This window comes from Paraburkholderia graminis C4D1M (assembly GCF_000172415.1).
Lineage (GTDB): Bacteria > Pseudomonadota > Gammaproteobacteria > Burkholderiales > Burkholderiaceae > Paraburkholderia > Paraburkholderia graminis.
In genome coordinates, this window is the sequence record NZ_ABLD01000001.1 from 341242 (window position 1) to 362195 (window position 20954).

Here is a 20954-nt window from a genome sequence, read left to right on the forward strand (position 1 = left end):
TAGGTGGCGGGCGCGCGACATCCGGGAAATCTCCAACAGCCGCTAACCAGCCGAGACGCGCGACTCCGAGGGCAGCGACGACGGTTGGCACGTCGGGGCCTATGATGAAATGACTGACGTTCCGCTGTCGCGGCATGCGCTTCTTTTCCGCCAGTCTGCGGTTGAAGTTGCCACTCGGAGTCGCCAGAAGGAGGCGGTCGCCTGAGTTCACTACGATGGTCGCTTGTCGGGGGCCGGATGTCCTAGTGTGAGCCGCCGGTTCTAGCGATGCGCATAGAGTGGCAGAAAAGGGTCCTTCGACCGCGGAGCGCCTTCGCTCGTGGGCCGCGAGTCACCGCTTCCAGCGACGGGCGACGGGCATTGCGGGATATCGGAGCGAGGGGTAGAAAGGCTCAACATCTTCGAGAAGCTGTCCGCTGCGCGCGCGCGCGCCGTCAAGTTGAGGGCTCCGTTGAGCCCAAGCAGCGTATCCGTTGTTTTCAGAATTGAACTGTGGTCGTACACCGAATGGTCTATGGTGCCAGCAGGAACGAATGGAGAGACGACGATGGCCGGTACGCGTACGCCTAGCCTGTCAAACGCAAAGTTATGGGTTTTCAGGCGGCCATTTTCCGGCGAGCCCGGCGGCTCCGCATTAGGAGGTGTCACATGGTCAAAGAAGCCGCCATGCTCATCGAAGACGATGAGGAGGACACTGCTCGACCATAGTTTGCTGCCACTGATGGCATCGTACACTTGCTTGACTAACGCTTCCCCTTTTCGAACGTCGCCAGCCGGATGCATCGAATTGCCGTTCCTGAAGTCATTCTTCGCATCGTACGTTGGCTCTATAAAGATAAATTTCTCGGTCAATGAGTTATCAGCAAGCCGGGAAAGCAGCGTATCCATTCGAACGAAACGACTGAGCAGATTTTGCATCCCGTGAATACCGCGGGCCTGTGCAACGTCGCCTTGCACGATAAGCCAGTCGGCGTCCTGAAGCTTGGAGAAAACGGTCCCGTTCGGAAAAGTGAAAAGTGGCGCGTTGAAGAACACCGCTTCCACAACTTGGGCGTCGCTCGGAGAATGGTCGAGCCCGGACGAGGTGCCCGCCACGGCAAAGAAACGATTCGGCCACGTTGGTCCCGGCATCGATGCAAACCAGTTATCGCACACACCGTACTGGCGGGCCAGGAAGTTCAGTACTGGGAGCTGGTCCGGTGTGAAGGCGTTGAAAGCGTCGGCTACCGCGTCGGAATGGTCTTCGTACGTCGCGGCAAAGCCCATCGTCGAAGTGTCCGTCGCAAATGGTGGATAGCCGTTCGGGCCGAAAACGAGGGAGTCATTACGCACGGTATCTCCACTGGCGACCTGTAGCCCGCACAGTTGGACACAGGCGTCGGTAAACTCGTGTCCGGGGTCGAAGCCAAGCGCATAGGGCGCACCCTTGCCGAGTTGATAAGCCGTCCCAGCTCGTCCGAAATTGGCTACGGGCGTCGCCGGCAGTCCGTTGGCGGTTGTGGTCTCACCTCCCGGTGTGGCCCCAGTCAGGTTTGACCATCCAAACACGCTGTCGTACGAACGATTCTCAAGCATCAGAACGAAAACGTGCTGTATCGCTGCCATAGGTCACCTCAGAATTCTGTTGGCCGTGCTCTTTCATGTTGGCGGCAAGCCAACACAGAAGGCACTCGGGCCACCGCTGTCAGTTCGACTTCGTGCCAGCTACTGTTAGGCGCAAGGAACTGGTTTATTTATATGCTGGGTTCCCGAAAACGCAATGACAATACACACGCTACGCGAGGGCCAGCTGCGTCCTATTCCGTTATCAGCGCATCGCGCCAAAGTGCTCGCGCGCCCCGCGTTGAATTGTTAGCGCTACGATTTACTGCGGCGAAGCGGCGACCGCCGTCAGAGGGCAGGGTCGGTCGCCGCATGAGAGGATGCTCGGTGGTCAAGCTCCGCCGTTGGCCGGTTGCGGGAATACGTACCACTGACGTCATCGTTCAGACACAAAAGAACGGGCCCGCGACGCTACGTGCGCGTCCAGACGTCTTCCAGGACGCGCGTTGTTCTTCCTCAGGTCAAATAAGCTGTCTCCGCGGGCACCGGTGTAAGCCACTTCTAGACTCACAACTTAGGGATGCTCATTCGTGTTCTTCAACTCGTACAAAGCGAGCGGCGTGTTTAACGGACCGGTGGAATCACAACCCCAGACGAGAGCGTGGAGCAACGCGACTTGTTCAATGCCCTTCAGAAAACAGCACCGCTTGCGCCCTAGCGTGCGAAGCGGCACGCTTGTCCATTAGGAACTCATTGCGGTCCTTGCCTGCAATCCAGGCGGGTGCTCGCCCACGGCCGCTCCACGTTGAGCCGCTTACGGGGTCGCGGTACTTTGCTGCCAGCTCATTTGCGTGAACGCCTACCTTGCGCCCCGTCAGCTCGGAGACCGAGATGCGGTATTCACCCATCTTTTGCACGATTTCGTTCAACACGAGGAGGGTCTCTCGTTCCTTGGCTTCAGCCAGTTGCTTGTTCAATGCTTCTTGTTGTGCGCGCAGCTGAGCGATTTCAATACCCTGATGTGCCATATATTCTGAACTCTTTGCCGATATCCCCGTCGATTGATTTCGGCGGATGGTTCGTAAGTATAGGTGGTCGAGATGCACGCACGTGATACGGTCGAGCGATGCGGGGACCAGCGAAGCCGGCGACGAGCCGGCCACCTGGATTGTGTTAGCTTTGTGCAGGGAGCATCGCGCCACGATGAAGGACTCAGCATCAATGAGTCTCGCAGGTGCGCGGCCTGCCAAGTCTGCCGTCGCAAGGCAGCATATCGTCTACTGGCGCGATGAACCGTGGACTTTTATTTCGCGGCTTACTGGCATAACCACTCAGTAACCAAACGCCATTTTCCCGAACCGACCGGGTAAATAGTGTGGCTGTTTGAGGCGCTCGGCACCCTGCTTGCAGCATTTGCTCTTCAGAAAAAGCCGCTAGTGTTGCGTGTGGTCTCGCGAGGACTGAAACAAGGCGGTGATGTTCATCTCTTCGTCCAGTTCCGGCCAGTACAACTGCTGGCGGTCCAAAGAGATTGCGAAATGCCCGTGCTCCGCTGTTGTCGCTGCCCGCAGGACAGGGAACCGGTCCAGTGGAAACTGGACAGCCCGACCGTCAGCCAGGTCGACAAACAGGTGCCGGCTGTCGAAATGCACACTTACCACCCTGCAGTCCATGGCCGTCTCCTGAATGAGAAGCAACTTAAAGATAGTCCCCCGCAAGGCGCCGTACAAGAACGAATGCCAGAACGGAGGACTGCGTCCGGGGCGGGACTGAAGTGATGCGTTTCTTCATTTTCAACGCGATGTCGCCGGTCGGCGGTTTGCCAGGTGTGACCGTGGAAGTTACGGCAGGGGACGCCGACGGGATGCTTTATCGTGTGAGCGCATGACGTAGTGCGTTTGGACCACGTCCCTTCAGGCGAGTGCGAATCGTCTTTATCCGTCGGGCTATGGGGGCAGGCTTCGACAAAAGTGCGTTGCACCGGCTGGCGCGAGCGCTCGCGCCGCTGAAGGCGCCGTGCTGCAGACGCTAGCCGATATGGCGCTGAACCTGCTCGGCGCCGGTAGCGCCGGAATCAGTCTGAGGGAGAGCGGCACCGACGGTCTACCCGCCGTTCCGTTCGGCCGCACTGTAGGGCCACTGCGGCGCCTTCTCAGGCACTATCGTCCCCGCTGACTACAGCCTGACCGCTGTCGCGCCCTCGCTGGGTGTCGCACAACTTTTTTCATCGCCCAAACGCCCAAACGCCGCTTCGCCTGTCTGGAACACGTTGTCCCAAGTTATCGAGGAACTGGTGGTGCCGATTCCCGACGAGTCCGCGCCGTGGTGCACGCTGTGGGTGATGTCTCATGGCGAGGCACGGAGCCGCGTAACCATGATGTCCAATCAATCATGACTTTGCGGCATTAGCCGCGCTGGCGACCAGGACGTGATGGCAGAAATGAAGGTCTCGCCGGAGGCCGCAGCACTTAAGCGCATCGGGGGCGCCGCACGGGAAGTCAGGCCGCGTCAGATGCGCTGGAAAAGCATTCTGATACGCCTCGGACGTCCACAATGCTGACCCGGCCCATCAGTTCTGAAAAGGAGTATTTGAGGTACATGGGAATCCCGACGGCAGGAATTCCGGTGCGGTTGCTCGAAGCGACGTGGTGAAAGCCATCAGGTCTCGTCGCCAAAGAGCGGTTTAATGTCGGTGGCAACTCGTCTAAACCTGTCGCTGGTCAAATCCGCCAGACGGTCAGCGATTACGCCTAGAGATGGCGTAAAAAGGCGCGATGGGGGGCAGCGAGTAGAACCCGCCATGAATATTCGCTACCGCATCGGTATCGCACGCCCTATAACATAGATGCAGGGCGATTATTACGTGCCGAGGGTCCACAAAATTCGTCGACACTGCCAGTTCGCACGCCACCTTCCGTCCGGGAACTCCGTTCGACGCACTGCACTTCTGTTTTTTCCAACGACCTAGAACTTTGGCCTCGGGCATCAGGCCCGCAGACTTGAAGGACGCGTGTCTGAGTATCTCAGGTGAACGACGATTCCGGCGTTCGCGAATGACCAATCACATCGATTGGAAACTCAATGTATTTCAGGAGCCAACGTGAAAACGCGACTGATGGTTGCTTCCGCAGCAGGGCTGATTGTTTTGGCCGGCCTGGCGCATTCGCAAGGAATGCCAGATACGACACAGCCTGCCGCACCTCAAAATGCTGTGACTTCAGATGTCGCCCCGAGTGCGGCGACTCAGGCATACGGCGGCATGCCCGATACGAAAGTGCAAGGCGGCGCGAAACGTGCAAGACCCTGCGGCACGACCCCACAATGCAACATCTTTTTCGGTGGGAGCTAGAAACAAACTGGCAGCGTCCGGCACAACGAGGAAAGGACCGGGCGCTCGCTTCCCAGCGGAATGATTAGAGTCATCTTCAGAACAAGGCGCGGCGCCACCGTAACTCGCGCGTTGCCGTCGTTCACCGCTTGCGCCTAGACCAAAATGAGCGCATGTTGCCTGGATTGTCTATGCCGTCGAAGTTCCTCTAGAACCCTTGGAACGGCCGTGCAAGGTCTGAGGCAGTATTGCGACCGCCCGGGGGGATACCAGCGTCCAGCGCCGTCGGGACGGGGATGGTCTTTTTGTGCGCCGGTTGACTCGGTTCTGCACAGGCCTGCGCCGGCGACATGTGTTGCTGCGCCCGTCGCTCCATCCGCTGGGCAAGCAGTCGGTCATAACGGTGCAGCCGCCGCATAGGCCGAATGGTCTGTGCCTGAGTGCATCGGTTGTCGCCCGAAGATGGAGGGGCGCACTGTAGGCAGCATTTGTAGTCGCCATCGTCTCGATGGGGCCTTACGTTGGGACGACAACGGCTGTCAACGCCACACCGTGCGCACGAATTACGGCAATCAGCTCTGAAGGCGTTATCTCATAGCGCATTTCGCGGTGTATGCCGGGCTTGCGCTCATCGACTTCCACCAGCACGACGGCTCGTCCATCGGTCGCCGGTTCCAGTCGCAGCCAGCGAATGCGGTTGCCAGCGGCGTCGTATTCGGTAATCAGCGTCATCGCGCCGAAGGCGCCTCTTGCAAGCATGGTGATTCTCCCCGTCACTCCCGATGCGCCGATTTTACCGGCTGTCGCGAACGCACCGAAGTTACGCGCGTGAGCGCAACCCACTCGTCTTTCCTGGTCAAGGGCCTGTTTCCTGCCACGGCACCTTTCGGTCGCTTCTCGCAAATCGCGCTATCCGTTTCTGCGCGCCGTGCATGACGCCGACCGGCGTACTCGCAAGTTGTTCGTCGTGAAGTGCGAGCAGCCGTTCCAGAGCCGCAGCGTCAGCCGGGCTCACCTGCCATACGTCTGCTGCTGTTGCCAGAGCCGCGCAGCGCTCAAGTGCCGCGGCAGCGTCTCGAAACAGTGCGCCGTCAGCAGTTCCGAAGCCAGCCTCCCGAAGATACCAGGACATGTACAACACATGTATGAGGTCGCTGAGCAGGTGCCCGTTTCCCTTGCCAGTGCGCAACGCTGCGAGCGCCAAGTGATTGCGCAGCGAAACCGACTGCACGGACTCTAATGTTCCCGGAAGAACCGCGGATTTAGGCGATGGCGCTCTGAATTTCGGCCGAGCCCTTCGCGTGTCTCTATTCATCTCGCATAAAACTGTTATCGAAGGGCGCTGATAATTCCTGTGCTAGTTGGCGCGCATTATTCACTTTCACTCGACTGCAGTGATTGCCGTCAACGGCATACGAGGGCTGGAACAGTATGCCTTCCAAACGATTACAGCTGGCTCACATTACAATGTTTAACGTCAATGAGGCGCTGATTACCCGACGGCTTCGTGCGTTTGCTAGTTTTTGTGCCGGAAAGCTACCCCTCGGTATTATGAGAGGCCGCCGCTGCGCACACGGTTTTGCCGCGCTGCCAAGCCGTCCACCTGTCAAACGGCAGCCTCCGGCTTACCAGGCAGGTACGCCGACACGTATCACTTTCTCGCGGAGGTTTCCGCTTGACTCAACGTTGAAGCAAAAATTACCTTATATATCGAGCGAGAAAATGTTTCCGCAACTGTAAGCCGACCGCGATATTAAATTAACAAAAATTGTTGCCTCAGCAATTTCGTCATATTATCTCGCGTGGCAATCGGCGGGAAGTTAAAAGTGACGGTAAATGACTTGTCAGCGGTACTCGGCGCGGGGATAGACCAGTCTCGACGCCTGTTAAAACTGGACACTCCATTGGGTGGAAGTGCCTTGGTGCCAGTCCGTGTCGTCGGTACTTCCCGCATTGGGCGCAATTACGACTTTATTGTCGATGTCGCCTCCCAGAAAGACTCCATTGAACTCAAGTCGCTCATCGCGAAACCGGTGACGCTGTGGACGCAACAGACAGACCTGTCATATCTGCCTCGTCACGGGTACGTTCACACTGCGCGGCACTTGGGCTCGGACGGCAGCGTTCAGCTTTATCAGATTAGTTTTTCTTCATGGCTGCATTTCCTGAAATTTCGCAGTGACGCCCGAATATTCCAGGACAAGACCGCAGAGGACATTCTCGCGGCGGTGTTTGACGAGCATCCGCAGTCGCGTGGCGCCTATCGCTTTGACCTCCGTAACCAGCTTCCTCCACGGTCCTTCTGCGTGCAATATGAGGACGACTGGAACTTCGTGCACCGGATTATGGAAGCCGAAGGTCTTTTCGGCTATTTCGAGCAGGCAGAAGATGGGAAAGCGCATACGTTGGTCATCACCGACGACCTCTACACGGTTAAGGCGCTGACGCCGCAAGAGGTGCCGTTCTATCGCGCCGGTGCGGGGAGCGAAACAGATGCGATAGTCCAGTGGGGGGGAGCGCGCACCTTGCAGAGCGTGACCTACACCGCGCGCACGTTCGACTACAAGAATCCAACGTTCGCTAAGGAACTGTCCACGCCCACGGTGGACAGGCAAGGCGACCTGCCCGACCAAGCCGAGGTCTACGAGTACACAGGCGCGTATACGTACGGCGACAGTGCTCGTGGCGACACTTTGTCAAAAACCCGGATGGAAGAATGGGAGTCCCGCGCGAAGCGATTCTTCGCGGCGGGCAGCGTACGGCGAGCCGATGTGGGACGCTGGTTCCAACTCGAGGGCGCTACCGCTCTCGCATCCGACAGTGCGGAAAATCGTCAGTTTGCGATTCTGGCCGTCACCTGGTACATCGAGAACAACCTGCCCGTTTCGACGCGAACACAGTTCCGCCACAGCCTCCAGTCACAACTAGCCGAAGCTCGCTCATATCACGCGGGTTCGTCCGACGTCTTCAATGTAAAGGACGCGTTGGGTGGCGAAGGTTTCTTCCTCGCCGAACTGGAAACGCAGCGACGCACCGTTCCGTTTCGCAGTCCCTTCGAACACCGTAAGCCCCTGATGCATACCCAGACCGCGACAGTGGTCGGCCCGAATCAGGAGGAAGTATTTACGGACAGCCTCAACAGGGTCAAAGTGCTGATGCACTGGGACCGGCTGAACAGCGGTGACGAAAAGGCTTCCTGCTGGCTGCGTGTCATGTCACCCAATGCCGGTGGGACGCTCGGCGGGGTGTTTGTCCCGCGGGTTGGCCATGAAGTGGCAATCGTCTACCTGGACGGCGATTGTGACCGGCCGGTCGTCAGCGGCAGTCTGTTCAACGGACAGCAGACGCCGCAATGGCACTCCAACGGCTTGCTGTCGGGCTACAAATCCAAGGAATTTCAGGGCGCAGGTTACAACCAGCTCGTGATGGACGATTCGACGGGCCAGAACCGCGTGCAACTTTTCAGCAGCACGGCTCAAAGCTATTTGCATCTTGGCTATCTCATCGACCAGCAAGGCAATACTCGCGGCTCATTTCTGGGAAACGGGTTTGACCTCAAGACCGAAGCTTATGGCGCTGTGCGCGCTTCGCAAGGTATGTATCTGTCGACATACGCGCGGGTCGGCACGTCGACCCGGCCGCTCGATGTTAAGGAAGCACATCAGCATCTTGTCGAGTCGGGCGGCGTCGTTGAGCGGCGCTCCGAAGTTGCAACTGGCAGTCAAGCCGAAGGCTTGCAGGACGCCCAAGACACCATCAACGATTTCGCAGCCGCGACACAGAGCGCGCGGCAGGCAAACTCGAGTGGCGGCAACACCGCCGGTGGTGGAACCGGCGAGGCGAACGGATTTGCTCAGCCCGTCATGCTTCTGGCCAGCCCCTCCGGTATCGGCCTTTCGACGCAGAAATCCATCCAGGCCGCGGCGACAGAGCACGTCAACATCGTGAGTGGCGCCAGCACGCACATTGCGGCGTCCAAGTCACTCATTGCAAGCGTGGGCGAGAAACTCAGCTTCTTCGTGCAGAACGCGGGCATGAAGCTATTTGCGGGCAAAGGAAAGGTCGAGCTGCAGGCACAGTCTGATAACGTCGAGATTACGGCCGACAGGACCGTCAAGATTGTTTCGACTTCTGATGCCGTCAATGTGATGGCAGATAAGGAAATCAAACTGATGGCGGGTGGTGCAACGATTCGCCTGGCTGGGGGCAACATCTATATACATGCGCCGGGTCAGGTCGAAATCAAGGGTACTCAGCATTCGTTCCAAGGGCCCGCGAGCGAGAACGTCGCGGCACAGCTACCCGTGACCGAGGCGTGCGCACAAAAATTCGCTTCGGCCTCGCAGGCCGGTGCGGCCATTGTCGACTAGGCGTACCCATGGACCAGTACCTGATTGTGGAGCCCGACAACGGCCTCGTTGACCTTGGCACGGCGCCACGGATGTACGAAGTCGGCGAGATTGTCCCGGCTGCGATGCCGGAACTCAAAGGGGTGATGCCGATGCTTTACGCAGTGGAGCACCCTGAACAGCAACTTCCGGCTATCGAGACCATTGCGGCCCGGGACCTGCACGGGGGCCTCCCACCGCGCGTTTGTGCGCTGCTTGAGACTGATGCAAGCGCCGATGCATTGATGCGGCACGTCAGTGGCATGCTTGCGCTGCCGCGCGAACCCGAGGGCCACTCAGTATTCCGATTCTATGACCCTCGGGTGGTTCGCAACCTTGGATGGGTGCTTCGACCGGAACAGCTATCGCTCCTGTTCGGACCGGTGCTGCGCTGGCGCTATTTCTCAGACAGCGGATGGCTGACAGTGGAGCGCCCGGCGGTCACTCCTGCTGAACGCCTGTCGCCGTCGACTGAGCAGTGGGCATCGCTACGCCGCCTGCATTTCGTCGAGCAGGCACTGCAGTCCATACGGGACGCTGGGGAGCCCGTTGATGAGCGCACCCCTCGTCAGCTCGACGCCCTGTTCACGAAGGGAACCCGATATCGCCTCGCTGGAGAGGACCTGACGGTGTTTGCCGTACAGGGTTTGCTGGTCTCACCGAACTTCGACCGACATCCGAAGGTCGCCGCGGCGCTTCAGCCGGGACAGACATCGTCGTACTCGGAAATCACCGCTCTGTGGACCGATGAGAGCTGGGCGCAGATTGCACAGGAAGCGGCGCTGTACGCGTAACGCAACAATACATAACGCAAGGCAGAGAGAAAACGATGGGAACCATTCCGAAGGTCCAGGCCGCATCGGCAAATGCCAAAGCCAATGCAGCGTGCCAGAAGTCTTGCAACATGTGTGAGAAGAATGGTCTTCTGATTCTGCCGGTACGGTATGCGGCAGCTGCCGCGACAAATGCTCACAATCTCGGCGCGGCCACGGTGCTTGCATTGCCGAAGGGACCGTTTGGTAACGGCGTCACAAGCGTGAGCGCGAAGAAGGCGACCTACTTCCTGCGCTCCGTGCGTAAAGGCTTCATCCACGTCTACTACCTGTCGCAAAACAAGTGGCAAATCTATGGGGTGACGTCGGAGGGCTACGTCTTCAACTACCCACTCGACGTCGACCTGCCCGAAACGCCGGAGAAGGGATTCAATTGCCAGCAGACCGGGCACAAGGAACTCGCGCAATGCATCAGCATCGACCATCCGCAGAAGGCCGGCAAGGTCTATCTGGCTTTCAGCGACGTGCGCTGGACGGCTGCCGTGCGCAAGCGCTATGAAGCCAATGTGAACGGTTGTCGCGATTTCCGGATGCAACCGTTCGATGCGGCGGGTTGGGCAGGCGGCAACCATACACAGAAGCATGCCCAGACCATTTCGCACGTCGCAGACTATGTGCTCGAGTACAAAGGCGGTATGGATGTAGCAGCATCTGGCTCGCCGTTCGCCTTCAAGAATCGCGCAAGTGAAGTGGGTGGACTCAAGCAGCTTATGGACACGCATGACAAGGGCGATGGTGTTTTTTTTGCACTTTGGGACCCTGCAGGCATCACACAGGAACTGAATGCGGAGCATCTCGTCGCTTACGGCGCTGCGCTCAAACCCTACCAACGCAAGATGTGGACTGCCAGTGCTATCGACGGACTCAAGGATGCCGTCGAAGAAGGTGCGGAGGAAGACGAGAACGCCGCTGCTGAGCAAATGAAAGGACAAGCCGCAGAGACCTACGCGCTCTACTCAATCTTCGATGGCGGCAAACGTTACGAAAAGGAAGTCAAGTCCATCGACGAGCAGAAAGACCGCGAGATGGCCTCGGTAAAGGAGGATGCCTGGAAACCGTATGCGGAGTCATACAGCGTCAACGCCGTCACGCAATTTCGAAGTGACATGGCCAAGCAGCTTCGGCAGGTTGAAGACAGTACGCTCAACCCGTTGGCCGATGACCACGTGGCGTGGCTCAAGACAGGGATGAGAACGGTCTTCGCGTGGGATTACCATGAGTTTGACCCTGTCCGGGGTATCAACTATGCCGAGCTGTTCCATGCCTGCATTGCAGGGACCGCCGACAGGAAAGCCATTCTTGACCTGGTCATTGAGTGGGCGGACGGAGACGTGAAGGACCGGCACAATCCGCTGCTGCGGTCGTTGATATTGAACCACGACCCGACGGCAGAAAAAGCGAAAGAGGCCGCGGGATTTCCGCTAGTCGAGCTGCGCGAGCCGCTCGCAAAGATGATTGAATCGAACAATGCGGCAAACGCGGTGCTCGAGGAAAGAGGCGGAGGCCTTGTCGCCCGAGCGGATAAGGTTGTAGCCCGAATACTGCATGAAGTGACAGGGCCTGTTGCCAACTTCGTAGCTAAGGCTGGCGACGTAGCAAGCGTTCGGATTTTCACTGCGTGCATGAGTCTTCGTACGCACACGACCATTATCTACAAGCCCGTCGAAGGAACAGTGAACCAATGGATTTCCTACATGGCGCGACAGATGTACGAGCAGATGCCCGCGAACAAACGTCCAAGCCTGGGCTCGCTCAACGCCAACCTGCGTAAGTCCTTTCGGGAATCGTCTCCCAAAGAAGGTCCAATCAAGGTTCCTCAGTTCATCGTGTTCGATGCCAGCGAAGCCGTTGGAGCGTCGTCGGGGGCAACGTCCCTGAGAGGCAGGGGGGCCGCAATCTTCGCTCCGGGCGTCCGCGCGGTATTGACGGAAGAAAATATCAATGAAAGCTTTCTTCCGAAGTTCCGGGCAATTACCCAGGGCGAGACCGGCTACGGCGTGATTGGCGTCATCTTTAATGTGGTCAACTGGATGCTGGCAAGCAAGGAGCTGGAAAAGTCTAATGCCCTCAACCGCAAGGAAAATCGCGACAAGTTCATAGCCGCTATCGTTTCGACCTGCGCTGCGACCACGCAGACGGTTGGCAATGCCATGAAAGCACTCGGCGAACTGGAACTGCGTTTTTCGTCGGTCATGGCGAAATACGGGCCTTTCCTTGAAATTGGCGGTCGTGTGGTTGGCGCCGCAGCAGGTGTGGTCGGAGCGTGGTATGACTACAAGCAGTATCAGGCTGAGAGCAAACAAGGCCATGCAATGCTGGCATGGCTATATCTGGGGTCCATGGGTGCGAGTATCCTTTTGTGCATCGCCACCATCGCAGGAGCCACGTTCCTGATATTCCCGCTTATCATTATTCTGATTATCATCGGCATACTGATAGCATGGAAGAAGCGCCGCGAAATCAATGAATGGTTGAACAAGTGCGTCTTCGGTACGGGAGAGGAAAAGTTCTCCGAGCAGGATGAACGCAAGCAATTTGAAGCTCTGACATCGTAAGCGAAAAAGATATGGCGTATGACCACATGACCCGGGTAGCCTTGAACCGTCCGGTCGACGAGGATGAAGCAGCAAGGCGCATCGACGTCCGCAAACCGGTCGCAGACGAGGCTGCTGACGCCTATGCCGTGTTCGGCATGAACGATGTTTTCTTGGAGGTCTGTGATGCCTCATATTCGCAGGTCGGGTGGTGCCTGCTTGCCTTCCTGATTGGATTCCCTGCATTCGTATTTTTCACGGTCATCGCGATACAGGGCGCTGTGGAGGTGAACCCCGCTATGGTGAGGAACGGCGAGCAAGGTGCCTTCAGCATCGGGATGTGGGTTCTTGCCGTGGTGGGGGTGCTTTGTTGCGCGTTCACGGTAGTGCTTCTCCTGCGCGACTGCTTCAATTATCGGCACAAATCAGTACGATTCAATCGCAAGACTCGCATGGTGTATGCGTTTCGGCACAACGGCCCGGGCGGTGTCATCGCTGTTCCGTGGGATAAAGCATTCTTCTATGTACACCGGTCGCCCTCGAACTCAATGTTTGGCGGGGCACCCACTCTGATGCGCTGTTTCGTTCTTGACGACTCCGGCAAGAAAATCGTTGATACGTTCAGCTTTGGGCTGCGGACGGTCAACGGAGCGAAAGAGTCCACGCGCTACGGCAAACAGGTGCTTTATCAGGTCCAGGCCAACTTCGAGTTTATTCGCCGCTATATGGAAAGCGGTCCGGATTCGCTGCCACCTGTGAAAAGATATCTGCCGCGTGGGCCATCTCTTCGCGCCTCCGTGAGCGTTTGGTTCTACGGGCTGCGCGATATTGGCGGCGTTAGCGCAGGACTGCGCATTTTTTCCATCGTGCTCAGTGCCCCGGTCCTTTTGCTGTCGGCGCTTCACTACATTGCACAGCTAACCTGTCGCGAACCGATATGGCCGGAGGATGTCGAGGCTGCATGCAGCAATGCCCAGCCAGCGGTGGTAGCGAGAGTTTGACTCGTTACAGATACCGTCTTTTGCAATTGCCGATGAGTACCTTCCACCGGACTTCCTTGGGCGACTTGGAGCGGAAAAGAAAAAGGCTCATATTTCTGCTCTCGATACTGCGCTACAGCGCGCAACTGACGAACCGGGAGCCTACGCTATTCACGCGCGCATGCAACAGCATGGCACAAGTGGTTCTTGGTCGTCAGGCGAGGTATGGTCGGACGCGAAGACCGGCGATGGAAAAGACGCGCTGGATGAGAGCACGCTAAGGGCGAGGCTGCATGACTGCGCCACGCACGTATGTCGGTCGGCGTGCTTGAGAGCCGTCTTGGCCCGGACAACGCTGTTGTGACGGCACTACGTGCGCTGGAAAAGCAGGATATTGAAAACGCGAAGGCGCTTCGCAAATCGGAGCAGAGCGGAAGCTAGGCCTTGCGCGGCGTCAAGCGGCCAAATGATGTTCACGCCATCGCGACATCACTGAAGCGGCGTTGAGGCCATGTGATATTGGTATTGAGTGAAAACGAGGGTGCCCTAACATGAGTCGCAGATTCATTCTAAAAGACGACAGGACGGACCACAACGGCGTAGTGCTCGACGGCATCGCGGGTTCATCTTTCGACGGCCGGCCGTTGGCTTATCTCGGGGCGCCTGTGATGTGTCACACGTGCAACTTCGAAGGCATCATCGTCACTGATGGCTCGCCTCACAACGTGAACGTTATGGGTAAGCAGGTCGCGCTCGAGAACGATTTGTGCCAGTGCAAATGTCAGCCGCTTCCAAAGCTGGTGGCGTCGCAGACCATGGGCTCGCTAAGTGTCTGATTGGCGCCAGCCCATTGAGGTTCAGCCTCGGCTAAACCGCTTTGTGTTCAACGAGGCTACGCGTCTAGCTAAAATGAGCCCGATGCCCTTGGGCTTTCGCCGGTGTGACGCTCGGTGACCTCACGGTCTCGCCAATGTAAAAAGAAGGTAGTGACGGTTCTACGGCTGGCCCTCCGGCCAGAACGCGACGGCCCAACCGTCGACATTACGAAGCGACGAAGTCCAGCAGACGAGACTGCGGCACCAATTCAGCCGTGAACCGGCTGAACGGTCCGGTTACCGGCGGGCGGAAGGAAGTCGGCTGCAAAGCTTCGGCGGGAGTCGTCATGATGAAATTGCCCGCCTTTCGGCGGGTCTTTGTGACCTGGAGGCGAGGGATTTTGTTTACTTACCGGACCTTTGGAGCGGTAACTCGATGAAGCTGCCGCCTCGACCCGTGTGAACCGAGAAGACGGGCGGCCGGCCATATGGCATCGGCACAAAATGCCCAGCATCCGCGCCGGAAATTGAAACACGCAGCTTGCTACCTTTGCTCAACGTCCAGGCTATGGGCAGGAACGGGATAACGAACTCGGTTACAACGCCGGCCTCAACGCGCGCTGCATCCTCGCGATGGTAGGAGCGGAACGGCCACGTCGTCACATAGTTCGCTGGCGCGTCGGACGTCTTTCGGTGAATTGCCCGAAGCAGACCCTCGGTCATGTAAAACGCGTTTCCTTCAACGTCGACCTCTGACAGGTAGACCAATATCGACGCGTCGCCCTGGTCGATTGCAAGACGAAGGTTTGCAACTGCATGTCCTTCGAGGGACGCTGGTGCAGTCAGCGGCTCAGTGTCGTAGTGCAACATTGAGGCCGACCGCTCCTGCCAATCGGGGTAGTAGTCCACGATGCTCGCAGCACCAAGGCGCTCGTATCGCGTTTGGGAGCCGCTGGTCGTCTCGAAGTCGACCTTGAATACATTCACTTGAGATTCGCCCGGAGATTGGGTCAGTGAGTTTCCAGTAGACAGGCTCAGCCGCGTGGTTTCCGGAACGGGCGGCCACGTGGTCGCAGATTGCCACTGCTCCGCGTGGACGTTGTAATAGTGAATCGGCGCTTCGTCCGCCTGACCCGTCTTTTGCCCCAGCAAATGTGTGTCGAAGAACCGCAGCAGCTCTGCGAGCAGGTTGAACGCCGGAGCTGCTTGCTCTCGCCACGGCGAAACAAAAGTCCGCGCACCGTGGTCCCACGAGCCAAGAAGCAAGCGGTCATTGGGATTCGAGCGAGTCAGGAATCGCGTGATGGCGCCGTTGGCGTAGCCACCGCCGTCGTACCAGCCAGAGACCGAATAGATGGGAACGTCCTTCGAAATCTGGTCGAGGTAGTGATAGGGGCTGCACACGGCAAGGTTGAACTCGGGGTTGTGCAGCATCCCTTCGTCCCGGAAGGAGAATTCAGGTGCGGCTTCTGCCAGCGAGAAGTTGCTGCGATGCTTGCGGATTGCCGAAGCGAGCAGGGTGCCATCAGTGTCCTCATCGACACGGTGCGGCCCCTGGAGCCCCGGGTCCTCATAGTACGAGAACTTGCTGATGAGGTCGCGACGGTCATGGTCCATTGCCACCATCAGGTCTGAATAGGCCTGCGTCCAAACCTTTGAGAGCAGGCCGCCTGGGTACAACTGCTCGCTGTAGATGTCCGACACACCGAAGAGCGGCGCAATTGCTCTGACAGCCGGGTGACCCGTGCTGGCGAGGAAACATGCAGCCGCGCCGACGTATGAGATGCCAGTCGAACCAATGACACCGTTCGACCAAGGCTGCTCGACGGTCCATTGTGCGACTTCGCGATAGTCATCACGTTCCGTCGGAGAACGCAGCGCGTCGCGTGTGCCGAAGCTCGCGCCCGTGCCTCGCACATCGACGACCACAACGACGTAGCCGTGAGGCACAAAGAAGTCACGATAGCGGGCGGCGGCCGGTGCCGGTTCTGCAACGCTGCCATCGGTCTGAAAGCGCCGGTAGTACGGAGTGAAAATGAGCAGTGTCGGGAATTGCTGAGCCGACTCATTGCCTTGGGGAACATAAATGTCAGCAGCCAGACGGCAGCCGTCGCGCATCGTTATATATTGCGATGCGGGTGCAGCGGGAAGGTGAAATTCTGCGGGCCGGCTGGAGAGGTATTGGCTCGGAGGAACGCTCCAGGCCGAGTTCTTATCGTCGCGGTCAGACATCGTGGAATCCTTACTTTGTGTTCAGGGCAGCACTCTCGGCGCGCACGGGTTCGGCGTAAAGAAAGGCGGGCAGCGCGGCCTGTGCCAGGCATCGAACTACCGGAACGTGCTCGTCCTGGTAGTAATCTTCCGTGTGAAGAAGGTTGACCGTCGCCAATATCTTTCCCATCCAGAACACCGGCACGTTCAGAATGCTCGAGCAGCCAGTCGCCAGAATCGCCTCCGCGTCTGTGAAGTTGGCGACGATGTCGGCTTGATTGCGGCCGATGAATGGCTGCCCGGTCGCCAGGACTTTCTGTAAGCGAGGTGCGGAGTCAATGCGTTTGATGCCGCCCGACGCGTAAGAGTGGCTCACGTTGCTGTAGGCCCGGCTGACAATGCCCTTGTCGGTATGGACGGCGAGTACTGTGAGAAGCTTGCGGCCAACAACTTCGGCGATTGCACTGTCCAGTGCTTCTAGAGTCGACCGGGGCTGGTCAATCCGTGCGTGAGCCTCGGTGATGTTCCGTAGCCCAGCGACGAGTTTTTCAGAGAGCGTCATGCGTCGCTCCGCGAGGGAACCGGCAGGCCACCATCGTGACGGGCAGGCTTACTTTCCGCGGTTGCAATCTCCTCCAACGCCAAGCCGCGAGTCGGGATGCCAAAGATAAGGACGACAGCCGCACCAGTGAGCAAGATGCACGTCGTGACGCCAAACACGCCAGCGAAGCCAAGCGTCGGATAGATGAGACCGACGAGGATTGGGGCGATGATGGCGCCAATTCGACCGAACGAAGACGAGGTGCCGACACCGGTTGCGCGAAGGCTCGTGGGGAAGATTTCCGGCGTGTACGCATACACACCACCAAACGTTCCGTTCATGAAGAACGAGAGGCAGATACCCGCGACCGCGATTTGCCAGGTCGCGTCAGAGAACGCCATTCCAACTGCCGAGAGACCGCCCAGCACCATATACGTTGCAATCGTGCCTTGCCGTCCAAGGCGTTCGTTCAGGTACGCGGCCGACAGGTAGCCCGGGATTTGTGCGGCGTACATCAGCAACGAGAATCCGAAGCTCTTCGTGATAGTCATGCCATGCTGAATCAGCAGGCTCGGAATCCAGGTGAAGAACGCGTAGTAACTGAAGGCAATGGCGAACCACATCGTCCAGGACATCGCCGTCGTCCTGCGAAGCCTGGGCGACCAAATCTTGGCGAAGTTGCCGAAGAAGCTTGATGGGGCGACTTGCGCTGCCGCTTGCACAATGGACTCGGCGACTGGCTCAAAGGTCTGGCCTTCTTTAAGAACCAGTGCCTCTATTCGGTCCAGTGTAGCGTTTGCTTCGGCGGTGCGACCTCTGCTCTCGAGCCAACGCGGCGACTCAGGCAGGTCACGTCTCCACCACAGCAGGATGAAGATGGGCAGCGACGTGATAACTACGACGTAGCGCCAACCTCCCTCGAAGTGCGGGATTATCAGATTGCCAAACACCGCCGACATCACGTAGCCAAACGCGAAAAAGCCAGCAAGCGCGCCGGTAAAGGCGCCTCGATATTTTCGAGCCACGAATTCAGAGAGGAACGGCGCGACGATTGCACTTTCTGCCCCGGCGCCGAAGCCCGCGAAGATTCGAATGCCGTAGAAGGCTTGCCAGTTGTTGACTTGCGAGCTGATGAGCGAGGCGATACAGAAAATCACCAGCGCGGTCATCATGACAAACCGCCGTCCGAAACGGTCGCCGGCCAACCCTGCGAGCAGCGCTCCAAAGAAGAATCCGGTGTAGGTACTACTGGCGATAAGACCCGTCTGGAAGGGCGAGAGGTGCCACGCCTTCGCAATGGCAGGCAACACGAACGCCATTGAGGACGAGTCCATGGCATCGAACGTGTAACCGAGGCCGCCCATGAACAACAGCTTCTTGTGAAAGCCACAGAACGGCAACCGTTCGAGGCGTGCTGCAACGCTAGACATGCTCTCTCTCCCGCCCTGTGCAATTGCTCAGAAGGCATCTATTTCATTCTCCAGGAGTCCTCGTGTTTGCAGGGCCCCGCCCATGGTCCAGCTAGACCGCGTATCTGCATTTGACGACCACAGCGGTCATGCGTCAAATGCGAAAAACAATTCATAATGTGCGGAAAACGCACATGGATAGGACATGCTGAACGTACGAGAACTTGAGGCTTTCAGGGCCTTTATCGAATGCGGCTCCGTTACATTGGCTGCGGACAGACTGGGACGCACGCAGCCGCAGGTCGGGCGCCTACTGACGTCTCTGGAGGAAACGGTCGGCTTTCGGCTCTTCGACCGGGTCGGCAAGCGTCTTCACGCAACGCAGGAGGGTTGGCGGTTCTATGAAGAAGTCGACCGCGTCATTCGGGAACTCGAGTCTCTTACGAGGTCGGCCGGTCAGATTCGCTCGGGTGCGTCGGACCATCTTCGAGTCCTGGTCGCGCCGCACGTGACCAATGCGCTCGTTTCGCGGGCGCTTGTGCTCGTCCAGCAGAAGTTGCCGGCACTCACCGCAGAGGTAGCCTCGCGCGTGCGGCTCGACATCGAAACCTGGATTACGCGCGAACAGTTCGATGTCGGGGTCTGTGTTTTGCCTATAGACAATCCAAGCATCGTCGTGGAGCCGTTCCTGCATACAAGGGCAGTCATAGTTATGTCCGAAGGACATCCTCTCGCCGCACAAGACGTCGTCTCACTCGACGATATTCTCGACCTGCCGTTGGTGTCGACTCATTCGCGGTCCTTACTGCGCCAGCAGCTTGAGCGCATGTTCCGCGAGGAAAGGCGGAAGCCAAACATCCGCTATGAGACGACGAACGGCCTCGTTGCGTGCGAACTCGCTGCACAAGGGTTAGGAGTCGCGCTGGCTGACCCTTTCATCGCCATCTCATCGGGGACTTCGAACCTTGTAATCAGAGCGTTCGCCGAAGACGTGCCACTTGAGTACGGTTTCTTGTTTCCATTGGGCAAGACGCCATCGAAAGCGGCCAGTGTTTTCACTGACGCTGTGCGAGAAACGGTACTAGAACGCGTGAAGCAGCTTTCCTTGCCACAAGACGCGTTCACACTGATTTGATGCCGCCAGCGTGAGAAGCATTTCGATGGCGATACGCCTTTCCAGCCCACCCACTAGCTTTTTTTAGCGCGACCGTGGCATATTGCGACCACATTCACTTGGAGGCTACCTGATGGCTACGACTTTGGAAGCAATGCAGGCGAAGATTAGAAAATTGCAAGCCCAAGCGGATGCGCTCCTCGCGAAAAAATCGAGCGCTGTTATCGAGAAGATTCGCGGCCTGATGGTGGAACACGGTCTAACGACTGCCGACATTGATGCGCACACTGGCGGCAAAAAGCGTGGACCCAAGCCGGGCGCCAAGGCTGCCAAAAACGCGGTGCAAGCAATCAGCAAAACTAAGGGCAAGTTGCCCCCCAAGTACATCAATCCGAAAACCGGAGAGACATGGAGTGGTCATGCTCGGCCGCCGGCGTGGATTGCTAAAGTCAGGGACCGCAGTAAATTCCTGATTGCAGACGGCGCTCCAACGACGGTAGCTGGGACTAAGGGGATTGCGGGCAAATCCAAGCCTGCCGGCAAGAAGACGTCGAAGACTGCCAGCCGAACAGAAGCCGTCGGCAACTATGTGCGTGGGCCGCAGCCGGCCAAATATCGCGACCCTAAGTCCGGTGCGACTTGGAGCGGTCGTGGACCGGCGCCGGCGTGGCTGGCTGGTGCCAGGCACCGCAGTAAGTTTTTGATTGATGGCAACAGCACTGCGGCCGATGCAAAACCGGTGGTCACGAAGGAAGTTGCGAAGAAGACCCCGGCGGGGAAGAAAACTGCTGCCAAGAAGGCCATGAGCGCGAAGGTACCGGCAAAGAAAGCCGCGGCGAAAAAAGCGTCGCGCCAGAGCGTGGCGGTGCCCGCTCCGGTGTCCACAGTCGAGTCTGGCGCCGAGTTGACGACCTAATCATAGTTGTCAGGTGCCCGGTGGACCAGCGATTTCCTGATTCCACCGGGGACATTGAGCCGGCGACTTTTTATTGCGCCTCTGCTGCCTGACGGTGTGCGGCTTGCTGCTGAGCCTGCTGTTGTGCGTGTTGTTTGGCAAGGTGTCTACCCACAACGCAGCCACCGACCGCACCGACCACAGCATGGTGGCCAGCGTAGTGTCCGGCGACCCCGCCGACGACAGCACCCTTCAGGCATCCTGCAGCGTTCGCCGTGCCTGCCATTGCGAAGGCAAGCGCCGCTGCCATCAAGCTGGTTCTTATCAAGCTAGCGTTCATTCGAATACGCTCAGAGTTTCGATT

Annotated in this window: 15 protein-coding genes; 7 read left to right on the forward strand and 8 right to left on the reverse strand. The window is 58.2% G+C overall.

Annotated elements, in window-relative coordinates:
• Positions 1-261: 261 nt before the first annotated feature.
• From BGRAMDRAFT_RS01550 to BGRAMDRAFT_RS01565, 4 genes are all read right to left on the reverse strand, one after another.
• The gene (locus BGRAMDRAFT_RS01550; RefSeq protein WP_006046872.1) at positions 262-1605 is read right to left on the reverse strand and encodes an alkaline phosphatase family protein; all 1344 of its coding nucleotides are present in this window, start codon (positions 1603-1605) and stop codon (positions 262-264) included.
• Positions 1606-2222: 617 nt separating this feature from the next.
• Entirely contained in the window at positions 2223-2570 is a 348-nt protein-coding gene (locus BGRAMDRAFT_RS01555) for an H-NS histone family protein (protein WP_006046873.1), read from the reverse strand.
• A 405-nt stretch (positions 2571-2975) separates the two neighbouring features.
• Positions 2976-3215, reverse strand: coding sequence for a DUF2442 domain-containing protein (locus BGRAMDRAFT_RS01560; RefSeq protein ID WP_006046874.1), 240 nt, complete (start codon positions 3213-3215; stop codon positions 2976-2978).
• A 2171-nt stretch (positions 3216-5386) separates the two neighbouring features.
• The gene (locus BGRAMDRAFT_RS01565) at positions 5387-5629 is read right to left on the reverse strand and encodes a hypothetical protein (RefSeq protein ID WP_006046876.1); all 243 of its coding nucleotides are present in this window, start codon (positions 5627-5629) and stop codon (positions 5387-5389) included.
• Between the two features lie 1067 nt (positions 5630-6696).
• On the opposite strand from BGRAMDRAFT_RS01565, the gene BGRAMDRAFT_RS01575 reads away from it, so the two are divergent.
• From BGRAMDRAFT_RS01575 to BGRAMDRAFT_RS01595, 5 genes are all read left to right on the forward strand, one after another.
• Positions 6697-9240, forward strand: coding sequence for a type VI secretion system Vgr family protein (locus tag BGRAMDRAFT_RS01575; protein WP_044020071.1), 2544 nt, complete (start codon positions 6697-6699; stop codon positions 9238-9240).
• A gap of 8 nt (positions 9241-9248) precedes the next feature.
• Positions 9249-10052 carry a DUF4123 domain-containing protein gene (locus BGRAMDRAFT_RS01580; RefSeq protein ID WP_006046879.1) on the forward strand — a complete coding sequence of 268 codons (804 nt, stop codon included), beginning with the start codon at positions 9249-9251 and terminating at the stop codon, positions 10050-10052.
• A gap of 35 nt (positions 10053-10087) precedes the next feature.
• Entirely contained in the window at positions 10088-12646 is a 2559-nt protein-coding gene (locus tag BGRAMDRAFT_RS01585; RefSeq protein WP_006046881.1) for a T6SS effector BTH_I2691 family protein, read from the forward strand.
• 26 nt (positions 12647-12672) lie between these two features.
• Complete coding sequence (locus BGRAMDRAFT_RS01590) at positions 12673-13626, forward strand: DUF6708 domain-containing protein (RefSeq protein WP_232292206.1); 954 nt, start codon at positions 12673-12675, stop codon at positions 13624-13626.
• A 530-nt stretch (positions 13627-14156) separates the two neighbouring features.
• Positions 14157-14441 (forward strand): PAAR domain-containing protein, encoded by a 285-nt coding sequence (locus BGRAMDRAFT_RS01595; protein ID WP_006046883.1) that lies wholly within the window; start codon positions 14157-14159, stop codon positions 14439-14441.
• 384 nt (positions 14442-14825) lie between these two features.
• Here the strand turns inward: BGRAMDRAFT_RS01595 and BGRAMDRAFT_RS01600 are convergent, their stop codons facing one another.
• From BGRAMDRAFT_RS01600 to BGRAMDRAFT_RS01610, 3 genes are read right to left on the reverse strand one after another with little or no spacing between them, the layout of a single operon-like run.
• Positions 14826-16652 (reverse strand): CocE/NonD family hydrolase, encoded by a 1827-nt coding sequence (locus BGRAMDRAFT_RS01600; protein WP_006046884.1) that lies wholly within the window; start codon positions 16650-16652, stop codon positions 14826-14828.
• 10 nt (positions 16653-16662) lie between these two features.
• Positions 16663-17193 carry a hypothetical protein gene (locus tag BGRAMDRAFT_RS01605; RefSeq protein WP_006046885.1) on the reverse strand — a complete coding sequence of 177 codons (531 nt, stop codon included), beginning with the start codon at positions 17191-17193 and terminating at the stop codon, positions 16663-16665.
• Positions 17190-18602 carry an MFS transporter gene (locus BGRAMDRAFT_RS01610; protein WP_006046886.1) on the reverse strand — a complete coding sequence of 471 codons (1413 nt, stop codon included), beginning with the start codon at positions 18600-18602 and terminating at the stop codon, positions 17190-17192. Before BGRAMDRAFT_RS01610 ends, BGRAMDRAFT_RS01605 begins: the two co-directional genes overlap by 4 nt.
• A 184-nt stretch (positions 18603-18786) precedes the next feature.
• Between BGRAMDRAFT_RS01610 and BGRAMDRAFT_RS01615 the strand changes: the two genes are divergently transcribed.
• Both BGRAMDRAFT_RS01615 and BGRAMDRAFT_RS01620 read left to right on the forward strand, forming a co-directional pair.
• The gene (locus BGRAMDRAFT_RS01615) at positions 18787-19716 is read left to right on the forward strand and encodes a LysR family transcriptional regulator (protein WP_006046887.1); all 930 of its coding nucleotides are present in this window, start codon (positions 18787-18789) and stop codon (positions 19714-19716) included.
• Between the two features lie 112 nt (positions 19717-19828).
• Positions 19829-20611: an H-NS family nucleoid-associated regulatory protein gene (locus BGRAMDRAFT_RS01620; RefSeq protein ID WP_006046888.1), complete on the forward strand. Its 783-nt coding sequence runs from the start codon at positions 19829-19831 to the stop codon at positions 20609-20611.
• 70 nt (positions 20612-20681) lie between these two features.
• On the opposite strand, the gene BGRAMDRAFT_RS35205 is transcribed toward BGRAMDRAFT_RS01620, so the two are convergent.
• A complete protein-coding gene (locus BGRAMDRAFT_RS35205) occupies positions 20682-20930 on the reverse strand; it encodes a hypothetical protein (protein ID WP_232292207.1) in 249 nt (82 codons plus the stop codon).
• Positions 20931-20954: the final 24 nt, after the last annotated feature.